The following is a 24439-nucleotide window of genomic DNA, read 5'->3' as shown; positions in this document are numbered from 1 at the left end:
CCCCGGGCCCTTCACGGGACTGCGCGCGGGCCTGGCGACGGCGGCCGCCCTCGGCCTGGCGTGGGACGTGCCCGTGCACGGGGTCCGCAGTCTCGACGCGCTCGCCCACGCGGCCGGCGTCGACGCCTTCCGCCACGGGATCGAGGAGTTCGTGGTCGCCACGGACGCCCGCCGCCGCGAGGTCTACTGGGCCCACTACGCGCAGGTCGGCGGGCAGCCGACCCTGCTGCACGGTCCCTTCGTCTCGCCCGCGGACGAGGTCACTCCGCTGCCCGTCTACGGCGCGGGGGCCGGGCTCTACCCCGAGGCGCTGCGCGCGGTGCCGGGCTGGGAGACGGCCACGCCGTCCGCCGTCGGGGTGGGGCAGGTGGCCGAGCTCGCCCTGCGGCGCGGCCGCGGCCTCGTGCCCGCCGAGCCGCTCTACCTGCGCGAGTCCGACGCCAAGGTCCCCGGCCCCCGCAAGCGGGCGGGCGCGTGAGCCCGGCCGAGCCGGCCCCGGCCGGCGACGGGCGCCCCGTCGAGGATGAGCACGGGCTGCCGCCCGGGTACCTTCTGCGCCCCATGACCGTGTGGGACGTCCCCGAGGTGCTCGCCCACGAGGCCACGCTCTTCCCGCTCGACGCCTGGCCCGCGCACTTCTACGAGGAGGAGCTCGCCCAGACCGGCCCCGCCGGCGGACGGGACGCGCACGGCCGCCCGCCCACCCGGGACTACCGCGTGGTCGTCCGCGACGTGGCCGCGCCCGGTTCCGCGGACGACGACGGCCCCGCCCCCGGCGAGATCGTCGGCTACGGCGGGATCATGGTGGTCGGCGACGTCGCCGACGTGCAGACCGTGGGCACCGTCGCCGCGGCGCAGGGAAGGGGGATCGGCGCGGCCCAGCTGCGCTGGATGGCCGCGGAGGCCACGGTGCGCGGCGCGAGCGCCCTCATGCTCGAGGTCCGGGCCTCCAACGCCGCCGCCCGGCGGCTCTACGCGCGCCACGGATTCCAGGAGCTGCATGTGCGCCGCCGCTACTACCCGGGCGGCGAGGACGCCGTGATCATGCGCAAGGCCCTGTGACCCGGCCGCTCACTAGACTGGAGCCCATGCCCACCGCCACCGCAGCCCCCCTCGTGCTCGGCATCGAGTCCTCCTGCGACGAGACCGGCGTCGGCGTCGTCCGCGGCACCGCCCTGCTGGCCCACGAGGTCGCCTCCTCCGTCGAGGAGCACGTGCGCTTCGGCGGCGTGATCCCGGAGATCGCCGCCCGCGCCCACCTCGAGGCCCTCGTGCCCACGATCCGCCGCGCCCTGGACACCGCCGACGTCACCCTCGCGGACCTCGACGCGATCGCCGTCACCTCCGGCCCGGGTCTGGCGGGCGCCCTCATGGTGGGGGTCGCGGGGGCGAAGGCGCTGGCCACGGCCCTCGGCACGCCCCTCTACGGCATCAACCACCTCGTGGCGCACGTGGGCGTCGGCATGCTGGACGGCGTGCGGCCCGCGCAGTGGGACGACCTGCCCGCGGACCTGGGCGCGCTGCTCGTCTCCGGCGGGCACACCGAGATCCTGCGCGTGGGCCGGATCAGCTCCGAGGTCGAGCTGCTGGGCTCGACCATCGACGACGCGGCCGGCGAGGCGTACGACAAGGTCGCCCGGCTCATCGGGGCGGGCTACCCCGGGGGCCCCGTGATCGACCGGCTCGCCGCCCAGGGCGACCCGACGGCCTTCCGCTTCCCGCGCGGGCTCACCGCGGGCAAGTTCGTCGGCAGCGCGGAGGAGCCCGGCCCGCACCGACACGACTGGTCCTTCTCCGGGCTGAAGACCGCCGTCTCCCGCGCCGTGGAGCAGTTCGAGGCCCGCGGCCTCGAGGTGCCGCGCGCGGACATCGCCGCCTCCTTCCAGGAGGCCGTCGCGGACGTGATCACCGCCAAGGCCGTCCGCGCCTGCCGCGAGCACGGGCTCACCCACCTGATGCTCGGCGGCGGCGTCGCGGCGAACTCGCGCCTGCGCGCCCTGCTCGCCGACCGGTGCCGCTCCGCCGGCATCGAGCTGACCGTCCCGCCCGTGAACCTGTGCACCGACAACGGGGCGATGGTCGCCGCGCTCGGCGCACGCCTGGTGCGCGACGGCGTCGCCCCCTCCGACGCGTGGTTCGGCGCGGACCCGGGACAGCCGGTCGAGATCGTCAGCGTCTGACGCGGGGGCGGCACGACGAGGGCACTCGGGCTGCCCGATAGAATCGGCCGCATGCGCGTACTTGTCACCGGCGGCGCCGGATTCCTCGGTTCTCACACCGTCAGTGTCCTGCTCGACGCCGGTCACGACGTCCTGGTGCTCGACAGCCTGGTCTCCAGCACCATCGTGTCCCTAGAGCGAGTGGCGGAGCTGGCCGGTGTGACGTTCGGAGGACCGCGTTTCGGGTTCCACCGTGCGGACGTGCGTGAGCCCAGGTCCTATCGGGAGGCCGTGGTCGCATTCGTTCCCGATGCCGTCGTCCACTTCGCCGGACTGAAGTCGCCCACGGAGTCGCTCGTCGACCCGGCGTCGTATTACACCGTGAACGTCGCCGGCACTGCCGCCGTCGCCGAGGTCGCGGGCGCCGCTGGTGCCCGCGCCTTCGTCTTCTCGTCGTCCGCCACGGTGTACGGGGATGAAGCCCCGGTCCCGGTGGGGGAGGACGCCGCTGTTGCGCCGGTCACCCCCTACGGGCACTCCAAGCTCATGGCGGAGCAAGTGCTCCGGCACGTGCACGAGGCGGGGCGTCACATGGGTGTGTCCGTGCTTCGCTACTTCAACCCCGTCGGCGCGCACCCCTCGGGTCGTCTGGGTGAGGACCCGCAGGGCGTCCCCGCCAACCTGATGCCGTTCGTGGCGCGAGTCGCCGGTGAGCGGTACGAACAGCTGAACGTCTTCGGCGCTGACTTCGCCACGCGTGATGGCAGTGCCGTGCGGGACTTCATCCACGTGATGGACCTGGCGGAGGCCCACGCGGCCACCCTCGAATGGATGGTCGCTCAGCCCGGGGACGAGGTCGGGGTGCGGGTCTGGAACATCGGCCGTGGGGAAGGGGTCACGGTCTTCGAGATGATCCAGGCTTTCGAACGCGTGACCGGTCGCCCGGTGCCGTTCCAGGTCGTCGGGCGCCGACCCGGTGATATCGCTGCGTCATGCGCGTCGGTGGACGCCATCGCCGCGACCGTGGGGTGGCGGGCGAGCCGTGATACCGACGCCATGGTGCGTGATCTCTGGGCGTGGCAGCAGGCCAATCCCTCGGGCTACGCGGGGGACGCGCCCTGACGGGGAAGATGCCCCACGGAGCCGCGCGGCCATTCGCTGTGGGACGCGTCAGCGCTGGGCGATGTGCTCCAGCGCGGGTGCGATGACGTCCATGGCCGCATCGATCTGCCGTGCAGCGGTGGCCATGGCCTCGGGGCCTCGCTTGTATGGATCCTGCACTTCGTCGCTCGGATCGGCGGAGCGACGCGCCCAGAGGAGTGCGACAAGGCGGTCCAACTCCAGGTCTGCGGGCAGGTCTGACATGATGCGCGCTGCCTGGCCCAGCAGCAGCACCTTGCGCCCGTGCTGGGGCCAGGCGTCGAGGATCCATCGCCGGTGGTCTGGGCCCATGGTCAGCACGAGATCCGCCTCCTCCAGGAGGCCGCGGGTGAGCTGGCGTGCGACGTGCTGGGACGGGTCTCCAGCGGCGTGGACCTCTGCGGCCATGGGCGGATCAATGGGATGTTCGACGAGCGCGCGTGTTCCTGCCGATCCGAACTCGACGCCCTGGATGCCGCGCGCGCGGCTGGTCACGTCGGCATAGGCGGAACGACAGATGTTGGCCGTGCAGACGAAAAGGACCTTGAAGGGGCCTTCGTGCCCTAGCGCATGGCGGTCTCCACCGCCGGGTTGCCACTGAAATCGTGTCATCGGATTGGCTCCTCATCGTCGTGGACGCGCCGGGGCACGCTCCTCACCGGAGGGCCCGGGACACAAGATACCTGCGTGGTCTCCGCCTCATCGGATGATCGCGCCGCAGGGTGCCCCACGGATCACTTCGCCGTTCCGGAACTGGGATAAGGTGAGCCGAGCTCGCATGCGGGATGGAGGCCTCGCGGCTGACCGGTGAGGTTCTCGATGGGTGGCAGGTACCGCGATTATCACGCTGTCATAGGTGGGTCCATGTCGTGGCGAACCTCATAGGAGTCTCGATCGAGGGAACGTGATGGATCTTCAGCAATACCTACAGATCTTCCGCAAGTACTGGCGCAGCATTCTGACCGTGCTGTCGGTATGCGTGGGCGCGGCTCTCGTGTTCACGTTCTTGCAGACGCCGAAGTACAGCTCCACATCGTCGGCGCTCATCGCGGTGGACACGGCGGCCTCAGCCGGTGAGTTGTCCTCGGGCGCCCTTTACGCCGAGCGGCAGGTCTCCTCCTTCGTCGCCCTCGCCGACAGTGCCCTCGTCCTCGACCCAGTCATCGATGAATTGGGCCTGGACGTGACACCACAGGCCTTGCGGAGTCGCGTCTCGGTGTCGGCTCCCGCCGGCACCTCCATCGTGGATGTCACGGTCACGGACACGAACGCCGGACGTGCCGCCGAGATCGCCAACGCGATCACGGCGAGCCTCAAGAACGTCACCAGCGACGTCGTGCCCACCGGTCCTGACGGGGACGAGATCGTCACCGTCACGGTGGTGGAGCCGGCGTCTGAATCGTCCCGACCGGTGTCACCGCGTCCCGTGGTGAACATCGCCCTGGGATTGATCGCCGGCGTCGTCCTCGGTCTGGGCCAGGCGCTGGTGCGGCGCCTGCTTGACTCTCGTATCCGTACACGGGATGACCTCGAGGAAATCACCGATGCGCCGGTCCTGGCCTCCGTGGTCCATCACAAGGGGTCGGACCGGGCCAAGGACGAAGCCGCTCCCGCCCGAGGCACAGCCTGGGCCAGCGACGAGTCGTATCGGAAGCTGCGCACCGCCGTGGGCTTCGTCGCTCTCGGCGGTGAACGACGTTCCTCCATCGTCGTCACGTCGTCCGTGCAGGGTGAGGGCAAGACCGAGACCTCGACGAATCTGGCCAAGGTTCTGGCCGAGACCGGCGCCCGGGTCCTGCTGGTTGATGCGGATCTGCGCCGCCCGCAGGTGGGCGCCAGGCTGGGCCTGGACGACGAGCTGGGCCTGTCCGATGTGCTGACCGGCCGAGCCGACCTCAACGACGTGCTGCTGTCCGTGGACGACCTGTCGGTCCTCACCGCCGGAACGGTTCCTCCGAATCCGTCCGAGCTGCTGGGGTCGGAGGCCATGGCGGAACTTCTCGCTCTCGTCGAGGCGCACTTCGAGTACGTCATCCTCGATGCCCCACCGCTGTTGCCCGTGACCGACGCGGCAGTCCTCAGCCACCAGGCCGGCGGCGCCGTCGTGGTGGCACGCGCGGGGGTCGCGCGCCAGAACCAGCTCACTGAGGCGCTGTCGATCCTCGAGGCGGCCGACGCGTCCGTCTACGGCGTCGTGCTCAACGACGTTCCCGTGTCGCAGATCGACGGATACTCCCAGTACTATCGCTGAGGCGCAGGCCTCCTCCCACGCGGGAGCGGCGCTCTCTGCACCCTGCCGGAGGCCCCGTCCCAGCCCTTTGAAGTGGAGGATCATCCATGAAGTCTGCACTGCGTAGAATGGCGGCCCGAGCCCTGACCAAGGGCTCGTTCGACGACATCGAGTCCGAGATCCTCGCCGCTCTCGAACAGCCGGCGGGCGCCGCGGAGCCGCAACTCATCGACCGGATCGTCGAACACGCCGTGCGGAACGTGCCGTTCTACAACCGCCACTCCGCTCAGGCCTCGTCCCTCGAGGATCTGCCCGTGGTGGACAAACTGATGGTCAAGAGCGGAATCGAGGATTTCCTCCGCGCAGGAGTGGACCGCAGCCAGCTCGTGTCGCGGACGACGTCCGGGTCGACTGGCATTCCGTTGACGGTCTACCTGGACCGTTCCCGTGCCCGACGCAACCAGGCCGGGGTGGCGGCATCGCTCACGTACGCCGGCGCCGACCCGTTCGCCCCCATCGTGCGGGCGCGCCAGTGGGGCCGCATCTCGGCCAGGAGCCGTGCGGTGCAGATCCTGCGTGAACACTACCCAGCGCATGCGGACCGTTTCGACCCCGCGGACATCGCGCCGCTGAAGGCTTGGGTGCAGAAGCGCAAAGACGTCATGTTCCTGGGCTACCCGTCGTACCTGGAAATGGTCATGCGCACCCTCGAAGCCGAAGGCGCGCGGTTCGCCCCGGGCAATGTCCGCACCCTGATCTCCGCAGCGGAGGCACCGACTCCGTACTTCTTCGCGGCGGCACGTCGCCTCTTCGGCGTCCAGGCCTATGCCCGGTACTCCAGCATGGAGATGGGAGCCATGAGCATCTCAGACCGAGACGACTGGAGCGCCTACAAGTTCGACACCAGTTCGTATCACGTGGAGATCCTCCAGGAGGACACCGACGAGCCTGCCGCAGCGGGGGAGCTGGGTCGCCTTGTCGTGAGCGATCTGCATAACCTGGCCATGCCTCTGCTGCGCTACGACACGGGTGACATGGCGCGATTCAAGGTCGACGACCAGGGTCGGGCCGTCCGGAACACGATCGTCGACCTGCACGGTCGTCGACTGGATGTGCTGGTGGGAGGCACCGCTGCGGCGCCGAGAAAGCTCCACGCTCTGGCGATCTGGGGCCCTGCCGCGCAGATCTCGGAGCTCCGCCAGTTCCAGCTGCGCCAGCACGACATCGGGCGGTTCACATGGCTCCTGAACGCAGAGCCGTCGGCAGAGATCGAGGGCACCCTGCGCCGTGCCCTGGACGAGCGGGTCGGTGACGTTGTCGAGTGCCGCTTCGAGTACGTCGACGAGATGCCGGTGCTGGCGTCGGGCAAGCGCAAGTTCTTCGTCAGTGACATCGACGACCCGTCGGCCCTTGCGGAGGGGGGCCGCTGACGACGGGAGCGCGCCGTCGTCGCCCTCTCGGGGCCCAAGAACATGGCCGGCACGGGGATGTCCTCCCCGTGCCGGCCCTTTCACAGGTGGCCATGGAAGCCGTGCGCACAGCTCACCTGGGGCCTGTCACTGCGGTTCGGCGTCCGTGTACTCCCGGTGGAGCGCCTCGATGTCCGTCGTCCTGAAGCGCGACCAACTCAAGCCCAGCAGCGCACCGCCCAGGACGGCCCAGACAATCAGCGCGAAGAGCGACTCGGTGCCCAATGCCCCGGGGGATGACGGGACGAGCAACAACAAGAGGAACAGGACAGCGATCAGGGCGCCGGCCATGCCCAGGATCTTCAGTCCGGCGGAGGGAGCCATCGCTTCCGCCGACCGGATCCTGCCGGAGGCGAGGGAGATGACGAAGATCGAGGCGAAGAAGTATGCGACGGTGATGCCGGCCGAGGTCATGTCCACGAGCCAGCTCAAGGCGGCCCTGCCGAACCACGGGGTCGCCGAGCACAGTGTGGCGATGACCAGGATGGAGAACACCGGGGTGCCGGAGGTCCGAGACAGCGAGCGGAAGGCCGGTGGGATCATCTTCGCTTCGCCCATGGTGTACAGCACCCGCGAGGATGCCGCGATGAATCCGTTCAGCCCGGTCAGCACGCCCGCGGAGACCGCCACCACCACCAGAACCATGGCCGTGGGGCCCAACAGGTCCGTGAGTGCCTCCGCCGGCGGCCAGGCGCTGTCACTGTAGTCTGCGGCCCGAGAGGACACCGCGATCGCCGTCACCAGAGACATGAGGACGTACACCATTGCTGCGGTGACGATGCCCGTCACCATCAGCCCGACGACCTTGCGCGGGGCGAAGCCGAATTCCCCGGCCATCTGCGGGACGGTGTCGAACCCGATGAAAGCCCACGGCGCGATCGCGAGGATGACGAAGACGCTGGTCAGCAGCGACTGGCCCGGGGGAACGGCTGCCGGCAGCTCGATGTCCTGGGTCAGGAAGGCGTACACGGCTGACACTCCGAGGACGGCGATGCAGGTGAGCATGGTCACGGCCGCCCAGAATTGGAACCGTCCGGAGAACTCCACCCCCTTCATGTTCAACAGGGCGAAGACCCAGATGAACAGGATCGAGACCAGGACCTCCGCAAGGTAGACATCCCAACCTGCGACGTCGAAGAGCTTGCCGTGGGAGAGGAGACCCGGGAAGGTCACACGGAAGATCAGGGTGACCGCTGAGGCGTTCATGGCGACGATCCCGGTGTACCCCAGGGCCAAGGACCAGCCGGCGATGAATCCGGGGATCCGTCCGGCCGAGAAGAGTGCGAAGAGCACGCCGCCGCCGGTGCGGGGAAGGGCTCGGATGGCGGTCGCGTACACCAGACCGACCACGAGGATGAGCACGGTGGCGACGCCGAAGCCCAGGACCACCCCGGCGAGCCCGGCGCCTTGCAACCAGTCGAAGGGCAGGACGAAGGCCCCCCACCCCCCCTCCGAGCCGATCGCGAGGGCGAACACCCAGGCGGGAGTGAGCCTGCGGCGGAGTGCGCGTGGAGATGTCCCGGCCGGAGCCGGTGGGGGATGGGCGGTCATGAGGTTCCTCGTCTGGTCGGCTCTGAGGCGGGGGAGCGGGTCAGCGGGTGACCGCAGATTCGCGTGCGGCGTCGAAGCGCTCCCAGAGCACGTCGTCGATCAGGGCGCGTGTCATGCCGTCGAAGCGTCCCGCGTCCGCCAGGCGCTGTGCCTCCAGGTCAGAGAACTCGCCCAGCCGCTTGGCCGGAACGCCCCCGACGATGGAGTCCGGCGGCACGTCCTTGGTCACCACAGACCCGGCGGCGATGATCGCACGCGGGCCGATGCGCACGCCGGGCAGGATCACGGACCCGGAGCCGATGAACACGTCGTCCAGCACCTCGATGCAGTCTTCATTGACGGGAAGTCGGACGCCGTTCTTCCTGCCGATCATGAGATTGATGACGTCGTGCGCCACGAAGGTCACGCCGGAGGCGACGACGATGTTGTTGTGAAAGCGGATCAGGTTGGGATCGTAGGGCAGGGCGCGCGGCTGGAACCACACGTTCTCGCCCATCCCGCGGACGAGGCCCTTCCTGCTCATGTACCGGGCTCGGTCACCGCCGCTGATGATGAACATGAACCGGCCCTTCCTGAGCATTCGGGAGAGCATGCGGAGCTTGGACATGGTGATGTGGCCCTATCTCTCCGGAGTCAGATGGGGTAGTCGCCCGACGCGCGCCGGCGCGACGACCCGCGGCGTGACGCGTTGAGCCCCTTCACGCCGGCGGTCTTTGAGCAGGAGCGCGACGAGCCAGGTGCCCATCAGGACGGCCAAGGTGACCGGGGACAGCACGTCGGCGAGGAAACCGGAGGCGCTGCCACGAGGTGCGAACACGATGGCGGGGATGCTGAGCAGGCGCATGGTGTTGGCCAGCACCGAACCGGGGACGAAGGCGTCGATCCAGGCCACCAGCAGTCCGTAGGACACCGCGACCAGAAGGACGCCAGCGTAACCGTAGTCCGCGAACCCCTCGGCGAGGAAAGACGAGCCCACCCCGCGTCCGGTGAGGTAGAGGTCCCCCAGGGTGATGTAGGACAGCGAGTGACTCAGGGAGGTGCCGGACTGCGCGTACTCCACGGTGTTGCCGGCGAGTCCGCCGTCTCCCCCCAAGATCAGCCGGAGGATTCCCTGGCTGGCGAATGTCATGAGGTAGTGGCCCTCCGGCAGCCGTGACTCGTAGAGGAGACCGTACTCGATGACGTTGAGACTGGAGCCCTGTCCGTAGAGGAATCCGGACAGGGTGTCGCTTCCCTCGGCGCCGTCTCGGTTCGCCCCGACCAGGAGGAAGACGGGGACCAGAACGATCACCGCCGCGCTTCCGATCAGCATCAGCCGGCGCAGCGGGATCAGCGTCGTGTCCTGATGACGGGCGCGATACACCAGGTAGGCGAAGACCATCAACAGGAAGGTGCCGAAGTCGCCGCGGTCGCCGGTGACCATGATCAGGGCCTGCACGGTGAAAGCGGTGGTCAGCACGACCCAGGTTCGCCGTCTCGACGCGAGGGCGGACAAGAAGACACAGAAGGCGACGGTGTTGGCGAAGTTGCCATAGGCGGTGACGGAGGCGAAGCCACTCTGCCCGCTGACGTAGAGGCCCGTGTAGCCGGCCTGGCTGGCCGTGCGGACGTTGGTGACCAGATGGGCGAGCGCGAAGGGCAGGGTCGCCCAGTACGCGAGCTCCGCTGCGGAGGCGAAGCGTTCTCCGAACTGCCGCCGGGCCTCCTCGCGCTCGGCCGATCGTGCCCGTCGGCGACGGCGGGCGAGGAGGGCGACGATCGCCCGGGGGTACAGGAGATACCCGGCGACGATGCCGAGCAGACCCAGGGACAGCGTGAGAATCAGGTGGTCCTCGACCTCCGCAGACCAGCCGAGGCCGTCATAGCCGAAATAGCCCATCATGATGGGCTTGCCCAGCAGGAAGAAGGCGTACGTCGCCAGCAGGGCCAGCAGCATGATGCGGTCGCGGATCCGAGCGGATGCGAAGCCGACCGCCACGATCCAGAGGCTCACCGGTATGGACCACGCCCGCATCTGCGGATCGATGAGCACGACCGCAGCGAGCACCAAGACCGCCACCGCGAGCGGGACGATCAAGAGTCCGGCACCGCCGGGGGTGGCGGGAGGTACAGGGTTCCGGACGCTCTTCACGGGTGCTCCTTCGTCGGCCGTGCCACGTCCGAGGCGACCTCGGCTGGCTGAACGCGGCGGTCGAACTGACGGGTGATGGCCAGGGTCATGACGAGCATGCACATCAGGGCCGCGGCCATGATCCACGCCATGACCTGCACCCGGGGGAGCAGCGGGAGCGTGCTGGTCGTCAGGAAGATCAACGGCGCGGCCGCGTACACCACGGCGAAACCGAACAGCCATCCCTGACGCTCCGTGGTGACGTACACGTTGGCCAGCGGCGAGGTGAAGGTGTTCATGAAGAGCCACGGCATCAATGCCTGGGCGATCAGGCCCGCCTGGCCCCACTGGTCTCCCAGGAGCACGGGGAACAGCCAGGGCGCCAGCCAGTAGAAGACCAGGAACACCGGGGTGGCGACGAAGCCCAGGCGGATGAGCAGTCGCTTCACAAGCGGCGTCAGCTCACCGGGACGGGCGCGGGCCATGAGCGGCAGGAACACCTGGGCGATGGCGCCGCGGATCAGGTAGACCGGCGCATTCGTCGCCTTGTTCGCCAAGGAGTACTGCCCGAGGCCGCCCAGGGCGATGTTGCCGATGAGGATGTTAATCCCGGCGTCCCGGACGGCGTCCACCAGGACGTTGGGTGCATTGAGCAACGGCATCTTCTTGTAGCGCACCGCCATCTCCCGGATCGCGGGGGCGTCCACCGGGAGCGAGGTGCGCAGCTCCGGAACCCGCCGGTTCAGGATGATGAGGGTCACGACCTGCCCGACGAGCATGCCGATCAGCAGCCCCTCGAATCCCCCCACCAGGGGTGCGCAGACCAGCTGAGCCGTCAGCATGAGCGCTGCCGCAAGCATCCGGTTCTGTGCGATGAGGCCGAACTGTTTCATCCGGATCAGCCAGCCCTGCGTGTTCATGATCTGCGCCATCGCGTAGACGATGAGCGCGGTCACGGTGAGCCAGATGCCGAACGACGGGTTCTCATAGTGCTCGCTGACCAGCCGATGGGCCAGCAGCAGGATGACGGCGAGGACGACGCAGGTCACCAGGATGATCCGGGAGGCCAGCCGGTGGACGGTGCGCGCGGCCGACTGGCTCTCGGGAAGGACGATGGCGATGTCATAGCGCAGCGCCGCGACCATCGTCCCGGCGAGCACGATCGACTGGGCGATCGCGAACAGTCCGAAGTCTGTGGGCGAATAGAGGCGCGCCAACGGGATCATGCCGACGATCGTGATCAGCTGGGCCATCGTCGTCCCGGACAGCACGGTGAGGACCTGGCGCAAGAGCCTGCCGTCGCCGACGGCCTTCCGCCGGGCACGCTGGAGTAAGGACGCCGCGGGACGCGGAGTTCCTTCCTGGTCTGGTCGAGGCGTTCGCAGTGGCCGGGGTCGACGAGTCACGACAGCATCTTCCCGACGAACTGCCGATAGTTCCGGTCGGAGTCGAAGTGCGTGCTCCACGTCTCCCGGGCAGCCGCCGACCGACGGGCGAAGGCATCGGGAGTCATCCGGGCGAACTCCTCGACTGCGTCCGCGATCTCCCGCGGCATCGGATTGGCTGAGATGAGCCGGCCGTTCACGCCGTCGGAGACGATCTCCCCGGTGCCGCCGACATCCGTGGCGATGGTGGGGAGCCCGCAGGAACTGCTCTCCATGATGGACACTGGCAGTCCCTCAGAGCTGCTGACATTGATGAACACGTCGTGCCGTCCGGAGCGGTAGGCCTCCAGGATCGCGTCGTTGCGGGTCCAGCCGTGGAAGGTGGCGGAGACGTGGCCCGGCAGGGTCGAGGCCATGGCGCGCACCCGGTCCATGTCCGGGCCATCCCCGTAGTGACTCCATTCGACCTGGACGGTGTCCGAGACCTCCCTCAGTGCCTCCACGAGGAGTTCGAGTCGCTTGACGGGTGCCACTTCGGAACAGGAGACGAGCCGGAGCACCTGAGACGAGGAACGCGGCGGGCGGACCCCATGGTCCTCGGTCCCGAGGTAGGACACCTTGATCTTCGCCACGAAATCCGGATGCCGCGCGCGGAGGTACTCGGCCCCGGCCTGTGACACGCTGTGCAGTTCGTCGAGAGCTCGCAGGTTGATCTCGCGGCCCGGCAGGTAATCCGTGGGCTGGCGCTCTTCGAAGAGATCGATGCCGTGGGCACGCCCGATCCGTCGGCTCGACGGGAACTTCGCTGCCAGTCTGCTCATCAGGTACGGCTGGTAGAGGAAGCGGTAGGCGTAGAAGACGGTTTCGTCGGAGGCGCTCGGTGTGATGTTGTCACGGATGAAGCGTCCGATCACGGACGCCTCGTGTTCGGCGCGGCTGAACTGGGACAGTGCCTGAACGGCTCGCGCCACGGTGAAGCGACGGTCTCTGAGGAGCTGGCGAAGCTCAGTCATGAAGGCGCGGGACACCAGAGCCCTGGGCGAGACAGCGGCGTAGAACAGGGGGGACTTGAACGGGACGGGGACGACCGTCACCTGCTCGAGCGGGAGGTCCCGCCGAAGATCCCTCTGATGTTTGCGGATCGACAGCGAGAAGATGTAGACCTCGTCGAAGGCGTCCAGGTAGTGGCATTCCCGCATCAGGTACGGTTCCTGCTTCCCGTAGGGGAAGGAGTTGGCGAAGAGCAACAGGCGGCGGGTCATCGGCGGCCTCCCGTATCGGGACCGGTGGGGGTCTCCCGCGCCGACGTGACCTGAGGAGTGGTCATCGCCTGAAGAATGTTCAGGGCCGAGTCCTCGAGGGTGTGACGGGGGGCGAAGTTGTACTCCCGACGCAGCAGTCCGGAGTCCAGCCCGAGGGTGCGGTCGTCACCGGCGGAGGGTTCCCAGTCGATGCGCGGCTCGTGCTCCGTGTGCGTCCGGACGACGTCCGCGACGGTCTCGGCGATGTCCCGAAGTGTCCGGGGGGCACCACTGCCGATGTTGAGGGCCGTAGAGCCCTCCGGGGGGCCGGCCAGGGCCACGGCGATCAACGCCCGAGCGGCGTCACGGACGTCCATGAAGTCGAACACCTGGTCCCCGCCCTGGATCGAAACCGGCTCATCGGCCAGAAACCGGGCGATGAAGCGATTGACGATGCGCACGTCGTACCCGGGGCCGATCAGGCTGGACATCCGCGCATTCACCAACACCTGCGGTGCCAGGACCAGCTCGGCGGCGAGCTCCATCGCGTACTTGCCGGTGGAATAGGGCGTGTCGCACTCGATCGGACTGCCCTCGTCGGCCGGCTCGGTGCGGGCCTGGGAGTAGACGCTCTGGGAGGAGACGTTCACGAAGCTGTGCAGGTCGACGGCGTGGGCCGACCGGAACAGCCGGGTCAGGTACTCCAGCCCGTCGGCCATCGCCCGGCCGCCACGGTTCCAGGGGAACGCACAGTTGATGACGACGTCGGCGTCGCGCAGGAAGCCCGCCTCGAGGAGCCGCGTCCGCGGGTGGACCTGCGGGAAGCGCCGCAACGGGGGGTAGGGGGCGCGCTCCAGCTGCGCTGCCAGCTCGCCGTCCGTCTGCGAGCTGACCGCGACGACGTCGTGATCCGTCTCCGTGAGCAGCTCGCGCACCACGCTGCTGCCGAGGAACCCACCGGCCCCGGTCACCACAAAGCGCATGTCTCTCCGTCCTTCGTCGTCTGCGGCCCGCTCACAGGACACATGCGTCCAAGTCCCGCGGCGGCATGTCCGGGTGGATCACCATGGATGCGCCGTCCGCGTCCCGGACGTCGATCAGCTCGTCGACCCGGCGCATCGTCTGACGCAGAGAGTCCAGGGAGTCCGCGACGCCGACGGTCCGCACCGCCACCTGCCGCAACTGGCCCCAGCCCTCCTCCGGCAACGTCTCACCGGCGTCGATAGCCGCCACGGTGGACAGGATGCCTGGCAGGGCGGCGACGTCGTCAAGGCCCATCACGGAGCCGACCGTCCCCGGACGGATCAATGTGGAGATGTTGAACCCGTACCCGTGATGTCGCGGCTCGGCTAGAGCCGCCAGATCGGGCTCGCCCATCGTGCCGGTGAGGGCGAAATGGATCAGCATGGACAGCGGGTTGTACCCGCACAGCTCCTCCACGACGCGGTACTCCTGGGTCGGCGTCACCCGATAGCCGATGTCATAGGTGTGGAACACACCCTCGTGGATCAGCCCCTGCATGAACATGATGCCGTTTCGCACCCCGGCAGAGCGCATCATCGCCTGGACGGACGGCGCCACGTCCGCCAGGTACGTCGGCAACAGCGAACTCGGCGAAGAGTACGCCACCGGCAAGCGGTACCGGTCCTGCGGGCCGAAGTCGTGCATATGCCGGTGCCACATCAGCGAGACCCGGCAGTCACCGTCCTGGAACACCCAGTAGACGGTCGCCTCCGGGCCGGGCAGGAACCGTTCGATGACAAGATCCTGTGTCCAGGAGTAATCCAGGGCCACGTCGAGGCCGCTCTGGAGTTCGGACTGCGATGCCACCACGCTGATCCCGCGGGAGCCGCTGCCGTCGGCAGGCTTGACGATCAGCGGGAACGCCTCCTTCGGAATCGTTCCCGAGGTGGCGTCCTCCACGGAGTACCCGGTGATGGTGGGCACCCCGAACTGCTCGAGCATGGCCTTGTAGCGCTTTTTGTCCGTGAACAGCCGGATCTGGTCCACGGTGGCGTAGCACGGCACCTGCGCCGCTGCGCAGATCTCCGCGTAGGTGGCCAGCCAACGGTCGGAGAAACCCGCAAGCACACCGTCGACACCCTCTCGGCGGATGAGCTCGACGACTGCGTCGACGTCGCTGGTGCTCACCTGGAAGTGCTGGTCTGCGGCGAGCTTGGCGGGAGACTGCTCCGGGGTGTTGTAGTCGGTCACGATCACGTGGACGCCGAGGCGATGCGCCTCGTCCACTATCTCGATGGACTTGCGGGAGCCATCCAGCAGCAGCAACTTTCTGCCGGCCAACGGCCTGGCGTCCAGATCCATGGTCACACCCCCTGCCGAGCGTCCGCGGAGTTCGACGTCAACAGGCCGTGGCGCTCGAGCACCGCGTTGAGGGCCCAGTCCGGCAGGGCGACGGTGGTGATCACCGTGCCATCGGCGTCGTATCCCATGAAGGAGCCGCGCGTGGAGGATCCGCGTGCCTTGTTCTGGCGCCGGTCCAGGGCGGTCTGCAGGACGCGCCAGATCATCCAGGCATCGGTCTTGAGCGAGACGTTCTCCACGTACCAGCAATCGTTCTCGAACTGGTCATTGTAGGTGACCGGGCCCTTCGGCGGACGTGGGGGAGGGCACTCCAGGCCCGGCTTGACCGCCATGCGCTGGCGGTGGCGTCGACTGAAGCGCTCCACGTACTCGGGCACCAGCGGGCGCGGGCCGATCAGAGACATGTCACCCTTGAAGATGTTCCAGAAGTTCAGGAGCTCGTCCAGAGAAGCCCGCCGGATCAGCCGCCCGGCCTTCGTCACGCGCAACTCGCCGAGCAAGGGCCTGCCCTGGTCGTCGTAGGCCTCTCGCATGGTGCGCAGCTTGACCATCCGGAACATCTTCCCGTGCTGACCGGGGCGCTCCTGTGTGAACAGCACCGGCCGGCCCAGGTCCTTGAGCGTCACCAGGCACAGCGCGCCGACCAGGGGCGAGCTCAGCAGCAAGGCCGCCCCGGAGACGGCGACGTCGAGGGCTCGCTTGCCGTGCCGGGTGTAGAACGAGTCCCGCGGCGTGGCCGGGGGGTGCAGCTCGTCGACCCGCGCGAGGTTCGCCCGCCGCAGTTCGTCCGCGACCTCCCAGCGCAACTTCTGGTTGAGCGCGGCGAAACGCTCCTGGTAGGGGGAATCAGGCGTCAGCACCGGTGCCTCCTTCGCTCGTGGCTGCGATCTCGACGAACTTGCCGGCGACGACGTCCGACCGGCAGCGCAGCCATGCGGGATCGAGCTCCTTGCCGAGCGTCCAGGCCACGTAACATTCCGGCACGCGAGCGCCGGCCATGTGCGAGAACGGGTAGCCGCCGCCGAATCGGGGGTTGATGTCGATCACATAGATGTCACCGGAGGCATCCACGAACACGTCCACGTCGATCGTTCCCGGGTGGGGGATCGCCTCAGCGATGCCTCGAGCGATGGACTCGAAGGGGGCCGCGTCGACGGAAACGGCGCGGTCTGTCTCGCCGCTGCGCATGGCGATTTTGCGTCGCGCCAGGACGCCGGCATAGCGGCCCTCCAAGTCACAGACCACATCAAGGCCGTACTCGACGCCGTCGATCCGCTCCTGGATCACGATCAGTTCCGCAGGCGGGACCTCGCCTTGCTGCAGTGCGGGCACCCCTTGGCGAGTTGTGACCTCGCCGGACGCCTCCTCGAGCGCCCCGACGAGTCCGGCCCGGTCGATGAACCGCAGCCCACGCGATGCGCTGCCATAACGGCCCTTGGTCACGAACGGCCCGGCCGCCTCCTCGGCTGAGGGGGGAGCGGTGCCCAGCCACGTCACCGGAGAGGGCACGCCGGCCTTGACGAGGGCCTGGCTGGTGGCGAACTTGTCCTCGACCAGGCGTTGGGTGTCGGCGTCGAGGCGTACGAGCGGTGCCCAGGCGCGGTCCTCGGGAAGGGTCGCCCAAGTCGAGATCTCGAAGTCATTGATCGAGACGGCCAGGTCGATGTCGTGCTCGACGAGGGTCTGGCGGAGCCATGACGCATAGCCGGGGTCCACCACCTTCGGCGCCGAGACGAAGCCGTCGGCAAACGGCCGTGACGGGGCGTTGGCGTCGACGTCCGCCGCGAGGACTGCGCCATCCACGCCGTTCGACTTCAGGGCGTCGCGGAACCAGCGCACCAGGTAGGGCCTTCTGCCCACGGAGGAGAGAAGGATCCTCATGCTCGGCTCTCCAGGAACGAGGTGATCGACTCCACGACACGACCGATGCTGGATTCGTCGAGCACAGAACCGCTGGGAAGCGACAGCCCGGTGGTGAACAGCCGCTCGCCGGTGCCGTCCGTGAACGCGCGGCGCCCAGCGAAGACCGGCTGGAGATGCATGGGCTTCCACAGCGGTCGGGCTTCGATGTCCTGCCCGGCTAGGTGGACGCGCAGATCCTCGGCGGTGAACCCTGCCGTGCCCGGGTCCACCAGGATGGAGGAGAGCCAGAAGTTGTCGCGCGTGGGACCGCCGTCGACGCCGGACGGCTCGCCGAACATCTCGACACCGGGCACCGCGGCGAACAGCTCGCGGTACCGGATCCGCAACGCTCGACGGCGCTCGATCATCTCCTCGAGCCGGTTCAGTTGCGCCCGGCCCAATGCGGCGAGGATGTTGGAGAGGCGATAGTTGTAACCGATGTCGGTGTGCTCGTAGTGGACGACCGGCTGGCGGGCCTGGGTCGCGAGGTAGCGGGTGCGTGCAGCCATCTCCTCGTCGTCGGTGAGCAGGGCGCCACCGCCCGAGGTGGTCATGATCTTGTTCCCGTTGAACGACACCGCAGCGGCCACCCCGTAGGCAGCCGACTGCTTCCCGTCTCGGGTCGCGCCGAGGGACTCAGCGGCGTCGGACAGCACGACGGCGCCGTGATCAGCGGCGATCCGCCCGATGGTGGCGTGATCGGCGGTCTTGCCGAGCAGGTCGACGGGGACCACCGCCTTGATCTCATGGCCCTCTCTGCGGAGGGTGGTCAGGGCCTGCTCGAGCAGGGCGGGGTTCATGTTGCCGGACTCGTCAGCGTCGACGAACACCGGCTCGGCACCGGTGTAGGTGATGGCGTTGGCCGTCGCAGCAAACGTCAGCGATGACGTCGGCACCAGATCGCCGGGACCAACCCCGAGGTTGAGCAGTCCCAGGTGGAGAGCCGCCGTCCCCGAGGACAGAACGACTGCGTGGGAGCGTCCGGTGTATTCCGCCAGCTCGGATTCGAGGGCGTCCACTTCGGGGCCCAGGGGCGCGATCCAGTTCGACCGGAAGGCTCGGACGAGGGCGTCCTCTTCGGCCTGCGTGACATCTGGGGACGAGAGGAAGATGCGGTCGGTCACGGGCGTGCTCCTGACTGGTCGAGTCCTGCGGTCTGGGCATCGTCGGCGGGTCCGACGGACGGCTCATCGTCGATCATGGCCAGGATCGACTCTCGATCTGAGGGCAGCTCTGCCACCACGGTCGGATCGAGGTCGGGGACCTGCACCTCGCTGATCATCGGATGCTGGCTGGTTGCCTTCGCCTCGGCATTGCTGAACAGCACCTCATGCATCTTCTCGCCAGGACGCAGGCCGGTGAAGTGGATGTCGATGTTCTGCCCGGACTCGGCAATCATCCGCTTGGCCACGTCCAGGATCTTCACGGGCTGGCCCATGTCCAGCACCAGGACCTCGCCGGGATTGCCGATCGCGCCGGCCTGGAGCACGAGCTCGCAGGCCTCGGGAATGGTCATGAAATAGCGGGTCACGTCCGGGTGGGTGACGGTGACCGGGCCGCCCTTTTCTATCTGATTCCGGAAGGAGATCAGCACCGATCCTCGGGAGCCGAGGACGTTGCCGAAGCGCACTGAGAGGTATGGCAGGTCATACGTGGTCGCGTACCAGGCGGTCAGGCGCTCGGCCAGGCGCTTGGTGGCGCCGAGCACACTGGTCGGCGCGGCGGCCTTGTCCGTGGAGACGTTCACGAAGCGCTGCACACCGACCGAGTGGGCGGCCTGCAGGACGTTGCGCGTGCCCAAGACATTGGTGCGCCACCCTTCCAAGGGGAATCGCTCGAGCATGGGCAGGTGCTTCAGCGCGGCGGCGTGGAAGACGACCTGTGGCCGGTGGTGCTCGAAGACGGCCTGCAACGCCTGCTCGTCACGGATGTCGCAGAGGATGATGTCGTCCGTGTCCAGGAGACCGTTGCCGTAGATGTCCAGCTGCACGCCGTGCAGGGCGGACTCGTCTCGATCCAGCAGGAGGAGTTTGGCCGGACCGAGACGGTGCAGCTGGACGGCCAGCTCTGAGCCGATGGAACCGCCGGCGCCGGTGACCAGCACGACCTTGCCCGAGACGTAATCCGAGATAGCGGAGATGTCCGTGGAGATGGGCCGTCGGCCCAACAGGTCAGTCACGCTCAGATGGCGCAGGGACCCGAGGGTTACCTTCCCGCCGACCATCTCGCGCAGCGGCGGCACGACGACGAGGTCTAGCCCTTCCTCGGTGCACATGCGGCTGACCCACTCGACGTGGTCGGCGTCGGCGTTGGAGATTGCGTAGATCACAGCCTCGGCGCCCAGCTCAGCGGCGACCCCGGCCAGATCCTTGCCCCTGCCGCGCACCCCAAGGCCGTGGATCCGCAGCCGGGACTTGCCCTTGTCGTCATCCAGGAACCCCACGATGCGGTAGGGAGGCTCTTCAGCTTGGCGCATCAACTGTGAGACCTGATGACCGGCGTTGCCGGCGCCGTAGACGATCGCAGGCACGGAAGCCTCCGTCGCAGCTCGAGGCCGGCCCGCCGCCACATTGCGCGCGAGGAAACGGCCGGCCAGCATGATCACCAGGGCCAACGGCGGCATGGTCAACGCCACGCCGCGGGGGAAGGCGGGGGCCACCATGCTCAGGGCGAGGCCGATGGTCAGTGCGATGACGCAGACGATCACAGCCGTCCACCCGGCGTCCGAGAAGCTGCCCACTCGGTGGCGTCCGAGGTAGACCTGGGTGACCAGGCCCGCGGCACACTGGAGCACCACCGCGATGAGGGTGAACGCGATCACCCAGTTCCACTGCATGGGTGACAGTCCGAAGTCGTAGCGGACCACCAGGAAGGCCAGCAGCGCCAGGATCCACGACATGCCGTCCCAGATGATCAGCAACGCGTGTCGCGCTAGGGGTGGAAGCTGCGGGCGCGTTGGTGCCGGGGCACTCACATTCATCATGCACATGCTTTCGTCGTGGGGCATGGAGCGTGCACATCATAAGGCCTGTTTGCAGGGGCAGTAGCTCGAGTACATCAGCAGGAGTCGGTCTTCGGACGGTGGCGGGCCGGTCACACCATCCCTTCCTTGACCATGCGGCCACGAAGCTGCGGACTCCGCATCACTGCTGGGAGGCTCAGCCGAAGATCGAGGCATAAGTCAAGCCCGTCGTGCCTCCTGGAGGCGGGTCGTCCCGCTGGGAGCCACTGCGGGCTCCGCCCGACCGCGCCCCGCGAGAGGCCGCCGGTTTGCCCATGGTCGCTCGGCCGAACCTGGGCTGCGGCGTCCCTCGGATGCACCGGATCAGCCACGACCTCCCCAGCGGCGCGCAGACAGGAGCCGCCCGGCAGGTCAGCCCTTGCCGTCGGACCGGGGGCTCCGTAGACAGGGCCCATGACCGACCATGAACACCCCCGCCCCGAGTCCATCTCCGCCGCCGTGGACGAGCAGATGCTGGAGGACTTCCTCAATCAGCACCTGCTCGGCTCCCGCTCCGGTGTGAAGGCGTTCCGCGCCGCCGAGCAGACCTGGGCCGGCACCCCGCAGGAGGCCGCGCTGCGCCGCCTCGGCGACGCCGTCCAGGACGACCAGGACCGCCTCGAGGCGCTCATCGGCGAACTGGGTCTCCGCACCCCGCTGGTGGACCGGGCCGCCGGCGCGGCGGCCGAGGTCGGCGGACGTCTCAACCCCGTGAACGCGCTGCGCACGCGCGGCTCCGGCTGGACGCAGATCGAACTGGACCTGCTGCAGGGCACGCTCCAGGCCAAGTCCGCGATGTGGCACGTCCTCGAACAGCTCGCGCCGCACCTGCCGGCGGTCGACGCCGCCGAGATGCACGCCCTGCGCCAGAGGACCGGCGACCAGCAGCGCGAGGTCCAGCGCATCACCTCCGCCACCCTCGAGGGCCGGTTCCTGGCCGGCTGAGGCCCGGGCTATTCCTCGCCCGTCTGATGCTCCCCGGACCGACCGCCGTGCACCTCGGCGGGCAGCTCGTCCACCGGGGCGACGACGACGTCCTGCAGCTTCCAGTCCAGGGCGGCGATCGCGTCCCGCAGCGCGCAGCAGCGGCCCACCGTCACGTCCGCCCCCTCGTGCGGCACCACGAACATCTCGACGTGGAACACGTGGCCCTCGTCCCGGACGCGGGCGCCCGCATGGCGCACCCACGGCTCCGCCCAGGCGACCCGCTCGGCACGGTCGATGAGCGGGTGCGGCCGGGCGCCGTCGATCGTGGCGGCGCGGCGATCCGCCAGGTTCGTGACGGCCTCCTTGAGGTTCTTCCAGCCGTCCAGCACGATGCTCACGCCCACGAAGATCGCCGCAGCGGAGTCCGCCCACCACCAGCCCAGGCCGATGCCGGCCACGCCGACGATGGTCGCCACGCCCGTCTGCCAGTCCGCCTTGTTCATGTCCGCGTCCGCGTACAGCACGCGGTCGTGGAGCTGCTCGGCCAGCGTGAGCTTCTTGTGGCCGAGGATCATGGGCCCGGGCACGGACAGGGCCATCACGGCCATCATGAACCAGCCCTGCCACACGGTGTGCCCGAACAGGTCGAACGTGCCGATGGGCGGGTGCTCCGCCGTCACCAGGCCCAGGAGGGAGTCGCCGACGAGGACCACGCCCATCACGGACAGGGCGACGGCGGCCACGAGGTGCCCCACCCCGACGGACCGGTGAGAGCCGTAGGGCCGGGCCCGCGTCGGGGCCATGCGGGCCACGCGCAGGGCGACGAGGAACGCGATCGGCGGGATCAGGGAGAGCAGGTCCTCGATCCACGCGGCCCGCATGGCCTGCGAGGAGCCCATCACGATCGCCACGAGGACGATCGTGACCACGATCACCCCCAGCGTCGCCCATTCGAGCCGCTTGGCCTGCTGGACCACGCGCTCGATCTCCGGGGGCAGCTCCGTGGCGCCGAACCGGCGCCCGCTCGGCCCCGTCTCCCGGGTGTCCTGCCGCGTCATCGGGCCTCCTCCGCTGCGCGCTGGTCGAAGTACGCCTCGAGGGCCGTGAGCATCTGATTCTCACCCAGGGGCACGGCCATCACGAGCTTCACCGGCTCGCCGTCCGGACCCTGCGCCTCGGCGTAGTCGCGGGTGATGCTCGCGTGCGACGTCCACGGGGACGCCGACGTCAGGCCGCCGGCCACCAGGTCCACGTCGCCCTTCTCCAGCGCGGTCATGAGCGCCTCCTCCCCGGCCACGGTCCACTCGACGCGTGCGTCGTGCGCCGCCGCGAACCCGCGGATCAGGTCGGGCTCGGGGCCGACGGGCTCGGCGCCCGAGGCGTCCACGTGGGGCGGGTGGTGCACGACGCCGGCGCGCAGCACCCCGCCCGTGACGCGGTCCAGGGTGCCGTCCGGGTCGGCGGGGTAGCCGGAGGAGGTGCAGGCGGTGAACCCGAGGGCGGCGCCCCCGAGCAGGCCCGTCAGGGCGGCCCGGCGGGTGAAGGTCATCGCCCTCATTCCGTGGGCGAGTGCGAGCGGTGCCCGGCGTTGCCCAGACCTTCGGCACCGTCGAGATGGTCGAGCACGAGGCGGACCGCCTCCCGGGCGTCGGTGGTCTCGGACCAACCGGTCGCGGCGCGCAGGGCCGTGGTGTCCATGATGGGCACCGCTGCGGCCATGTCCACCCACCCCGGGTCGGTGGGCTGCAGCCGTGCCCGGTAGCTCAGCGCCGCGGCCGCGCGGAACAGGCCCACGGGCAGCTCCAGGATGCGGCGCGCCCCGAGGACGGTGCCCATGGTGTGCGCGTCCAGCACGGGGTCGGCGGCCACATTGAAGGCGCCGCCCGCCCGGTGGGCGATCACGTGCCAGTACGCGTCCGCCACGTCCTGGGCCGTGAGCGCCTGGAATCGCAGGCCCCGCGGGAACGGGAGCACCGGAGTGCGCAGGCGGGCGACCAGACGGGCGGGGACGAGGTCTCCCAGGAAGTAGTCCTTGATCTCGGGCCCGGCGGCGGACTGGAAGATCAGCCCGGGGCGCAGCCGGGTCACGAGCAGCTCGGGGTGCTCGGCCTGCACGCGGTCGAGGATCGATTCGACCTCGGCCTTCTGCGCGGCGTAGTGCGAGGTGGGGACCCCGGTGGTGGGATGGGACTCGGGCACGGCGCGGCCCTTCGGCCCGGGCCCGTACGCGCCCACCGAGGACGCGTAGACCAGGTGGGGCACGCCCGCCTCGGCCACGGCCCGGAACACCCGCTCGTTGCCGGCCACGTTGACGGCGCGCAGGTGGTCGCGGTCGCGGTTGGGGCGGATCACCCACACCAGGTCGACGACGGCGTCGGCGCCGGCCACGATCTCGCGCAGCCGCCCCGCCGCCGTGGGCTCCGCCACGTCCAGGCGGTGCCACTCGACGCCGTCGTAGGGCGCCCCGGACCGGTCCGGGCCGCGCCGGCTCACGCCCACGATCGAGCTCACCTCGGCCGCGGCCTGGAGACGGTGCAGGACAGCGGTGCCGACGTTGCCCGTCGCGCCCAGGACGACGATCCTCACGGCTTCAGGACCACCTTGATGCAGCCGTCCTCCTTCTTCTGGAACGTCTCATAGAGGGCGGGCGCGTCCTCGAGCGGGGCGGTGTGCGTGGCCAGGTCGAGCACGCCGAGGGGATCGGACGGGTCGTCGAGCAGGGGCAGCAGGTCGTCCACCCAGCGACGGACGTTGCACTGGCCCATCGTCAGGGTGACCTGCTTGTCGAACAGGGTGAGCATCGGCATCGGGTCCTTCATGCCGCCGTAGACCCCGGAGAGCGACACCGTGCCGCCGCGCCGGACCGCGTCGATCGCGGTGTGGAGGGCGCTCAGGCGGTCGACGCCGGCGGTCTTCATGGCCGCCCGGCCGAGCGCGTCGGGCAGCAGGCCCACGGCGGTGTGGGCCGCATGCCCCGCCGGGGAGGCGTGCGCCTCCAT

Annotated in this window: 22 protein-coding genes and 1 pseudogene; 7 read left to right on the top strand and 16 right to left on the bottom strand. The window is 69.1% G+C overall.

Annotated elements, in window-relative coordinates; all coding sequences use genetic code 11:
- The 4 genes from tsaB to galE form a co-directional block, all read left to right on the top strand.
- On the top strand, window positions 1-478 hold a 478-nt coding region (gene tsaB / locus HMPREF3105_RS02860; RefSeq protein WP_070708740.1), incomplete at its 5' end, for a tRNA (adenosine(37)-N6)-threonylcarbamoyltransferase complex dimerization subunit type 1 TsaB.
- Window positions 475-1062: a GNAT family N-acetyltransferase gene (locus tag HMPREF3105_RS02855; RefSeq protein ID WP_070708739.1), complete on the top strand. Its 588-nt coding sequence runs from the start codon at window positions 475-477 to the stop codon at window positions 1060-1062. The genes tsaB and HMPREF3105_RS02855, both read left to right, overlap by 4 nt.
- A gap of 26 nt (window positions 1063-1088) precedes the next feature.
- Window positions 1089-2180, top strand: a complete 1092-nt coding sequence (gene tsaD, locus HMPREF3105_RS02850) for a tRNA (adenosine(37)-N6)-threonylcarbamoyltransferase complex transferase subunit TsaD (protein ID WP_070708738.1) — start codon at window positions 1089-1091, stop codon at window positions 2178-2180.
- Between the two features lie 51 nt (window positions 2181-2231).
- On the top strand, window positions 2232-3281 hold the full coding sequence (gene galE / locus HMPREF3105_RS02845; RefSeq protein WP_060973693.1) for a UDP-glucose 4-epimerase GalE: 1050 nt from the start codon (window positions 2232-2234) through the stop codon (window positions 3279-3281).
- A 48-nt stretch (window positions 3282-3329) separates the two neighbouring features.
- Here the strand turns inward: galE and HMPREF3105_RS12590 are convergent, their stop codons facing one another.
- Window positions 3330-3911 carry an arsenate reductase/protein-tyrosine-phosphatase family protein gene (locus tag HMPREF3105_RS12590; RefSeq protein WP_081097712.1) on the bottom strand — a complete coding sequence of 194 codons (582 nt, stop codon included), beginning with the start codon at window positions 3909-3911 and terminating at the stop codon, window positions 3330-3332.
- Between the two features lie 295 nt (window positions 3912-4206).
- Between HMPREF3105_RS12590 and HMPREF3105_RS02835 the strand changes: the two genes are divergently transcribed.
- Window positions 4207-5550 carry a tyrosine-protein kinase domain-containing protein gene (locus tag HMPREF3105_RS02835; protein ID WP_070708737.1) on the top strand — a complete coding sequence of 448 codons (1344 nt, stop codon included), beginning with the start codon at window positions 4207-4209 and terminating at the stop codon, window positions 5548-5550.
- Between the two features lie 86 nt (window positions 5551-5636).
- Window positions 5637-6959 (top strand): phenylacetate--CoA ligase family protein, encoded by a 1323-nt coding sequence (locus HMPREF3105_RS02830; RefSeq protein WP_141762417.1) that lies wholly within the window; start codon window positions 5637-5639, stop codon window positions 6957-6959.
- Window positions 6960-7085: 126 nt separating this feature from the next.
- Here the strand turns inward: HMPREF3105_RS02830 and HMPREF3105_RS02825 are convergent, their stop codons facing one another.
- From HMPREF3105_RS02825 to HMPREF3105_RS02775, 11 genes are all read right to left on the bottom strand, one after another.
- Complete coding sequence (locus tag HMPREF3105_RS02825) at window positions 7086-8474, bottom strand: APC family permease (RefSeq protein ID WP_168167986.1); 1389 nt, start codon at window positions 8472-8474, stop codon at window positions 7086-7088.
- 115 nt (window positions 8475-8589) lie between these two features.
- Window positions 8590-9156, bottom strand: coding sequence for an acyltransferase (locus HMPREF3105_RS02820; protein ID WP_083325279.1), 567 nt, complete (start codon window positions 9154-9156; stop codon window positions 8590-8592).
- Between the two features lie 12 nt (window positions 9157-9168).
- Window positions 9169-10680, bottom strand: a complete 1512-nt coding sequence (locus HMPREF3105_RS02815) for an O-antigen polysaccharide polymerase Wzy family protein (RefSeq protein WP_060973700.1) — start codon at window positions 10678-10680, stop codon at window positions 9169-9171.
- Window positions 10677-12065, bottom strand: a complete 1389-nt coding sequence (locus tag HMPREF3105_RS02810; protein ID WP_256375201.1) for an oligosaccharide flippase family protein — start codon at window positions 12063-12065, stop codon at window positions 10677-10679. Before HMPREF3105_RS02810 ends, HMPREF3105_RS02815 begins: the two co-directional genes overlap by 4 nt.
- Window positions 12062-13306, bottom strand: coding sequence for a glycosyltransferase (locus tag HMPREF3105_RS02805; RefSeq protein WP_060973701.1), 1245 nt, complete (start codon window positions 13304-13306; stop codon window positions 12062-12064). The genes HMPREF3105_RS02810 and HMPREF3105_RS02805 overlap by 4 nt, the downstream gene beginning before the upstream one ends.
- On the bottom strand, window positions 13303-14268 hold the full coding sequence (locus HMPREF3105_RS02800) for an NAD-dependent epimerase/dehydratase family protein (protein ID WP_060973702.1): 966 nt from the start codon (window positions 14266-14268) through the stop codon (window positions 13303-13305). The genes HMPREF3105_RS02805 and HMPREF3105_RS02800 overlap by 4 nt, the downstream gene beginning before the upstream one ends.
- Window positions 14269-14299: 31 nt before the next feature.
- Window positions 14300-15610 (bottom strand): ATP-binding protein, encoded by a 1311-nt coding sequence (locus HMPREF3105_RS02795; RefSeq protein ID WP_070708734.1) that lies wholly within the window; start codon window positions 15608-15610, stop codon window positions 14300-14302.
- Window positions 15611-15612: 2 nt separating this feature from the next.
- Window positions 15613-16470 (bottom strand): sugar transferase, encoded by an 858-nt coding sequence (locus HMPREF3105_RS02790; RefSeq protein WP_168167985.1) that lies wholly within the window; start codon window positions 16468-16470, stop codon window positions 15613-15615.
- Window positions 16457-17491 (bottom strand): ATP-grasp domain-containing protein, encoded by a 1035-nt coding sequence (locus tag HMPREF3105_RS02785; RefSeq protein ID WP_070708732.1) that lies wholly within the window; start codon window positions 17489-17491, stop codon window positions 16457-16459. The genes HMPREF3105_RS02790 and HMPREF3105_RS02785 overlap by 14 nt, the downstream gene beginning before the upstream one ends.
- On the bottom strand, window positions 17488-18636 hold the full coding sequence (locus HMPREF3105_RS02780; protein WP_070708731.1) for a DegT/DnrJ/EryC1/StrS family aminotransferase: 1149 nt from the start codon (window positions 18634-18636) through the stop codon (window positions 17488-17490). The genes HMPREF3105_RS02785 and HMPREF3105_RS02780 overlap by 4 nt, the downstream gene beginning before the upstream one ends.
- Window positions 18633-20519, bottom strand: a complete 1887-nt coding sequence (locus HMPREF3105_RS02775) for a polysaccharide biosynthesis protein (protein WP_246830325.1) — start codon at window positions 20517-20519, stop codon at window positions 18633-18635. Before HMPREF3105_RS02775 ends, HMPREF3105_RS02780 begins: the two co-directional genes overlap by 4 nt.
- A 408-nt stretch (window positions 20520-20927) precedes the next feature.
- Here HMPREF3105_RS02775 and HMPREF3105_RS02770 point away from each other — a divergent pair, with 408 nt between their 5' ends.
- Window positions 20928-21458 carry a hypothetical protein gene (locus HMPREF3105_RS02770; protein ID WP_070708730.1) on the top strand — a complete coding sequence of 177 codons (531 nt, stop codon included), beginning with the start codon at window positions 20928-20930 and terminating at the stop codon, window positions 21456-21458.
- A gap of 8 nt (window positions 21459-21466) precedes the next feature.
- On the opposite strand, the gene HMPREF3105_RS02765 is transcribed toward HMPREF3105_RS02770, so the two are convergent.
- The 4 genes and pseudogenes from HMPREF3105_RS02765 to HMPREF3105_RS02750 form a co-directional block, all read right to left on the bottom strand.
- A complete protein-coding gene (locus HMPREF3105_RS02765) occupies window positions 21467-22498 on the bottom strand; it encodes a cation diffusion facilitator family transporter (RefSeq protein ID WP_070708729.1) in 1032 nt (343 codons plus the stop codon).
- The gene (locus tag HMPREF3105_RS02760) at window positions 22495-22989 is read right to left on the bottom strand and encodes a transglycosylase SLT domain-containing protein (protein WP_036315883.1); all 495 of its coding nucleotides are present in this window, start codon (window positions 22987-22989) and stop codon (window positions 22495-22497) included. Before HMPREF3105_RS02760 ends, HMPREF3105_RS02765 begins: the two co-directional genes overlap by 4 nt.
- Before the next feature lie 5 nt (window positions 22990-22994).
- Window positions 22995-24026: an NAD-dependent epimerase/dehydratase family protein gene (locus HMPREF3105_RS02755; RefSeq protein WP_070708728.1), complete on the bottom strand. Its 1032-nt coding sequence runs from the start codon at window positions 24024-24026 to the stop codon at window positions 22995-22997.
- Window positions 24023-24439: pseudogene (locus HMPREF3105_RS02750) on the bottom strand (glutathione-dependent formaldehyde dehydrogenase); the annotation flags it as partial. The gene HMPREF3105_RS02755 and the pseudogene HMPREF3105_RS02750, both read right to left, overlap by 4 nt.

The sequence above is a fragment of the Micrococcus sp. HMSC31B01 genome (genome assembly GCF_001816085.1).
Taxonomy (GTDB): Bacteria; Actinomycetota; Actinomycetes; order Actinomycetales; family Micrococcaceae; genus Micrococcus; species Micrococcus luteus.
Note: the sequence above shows the minus strand (reverse complement) of the source record. Positions and strands in the feature narration are given on the sequence as shown.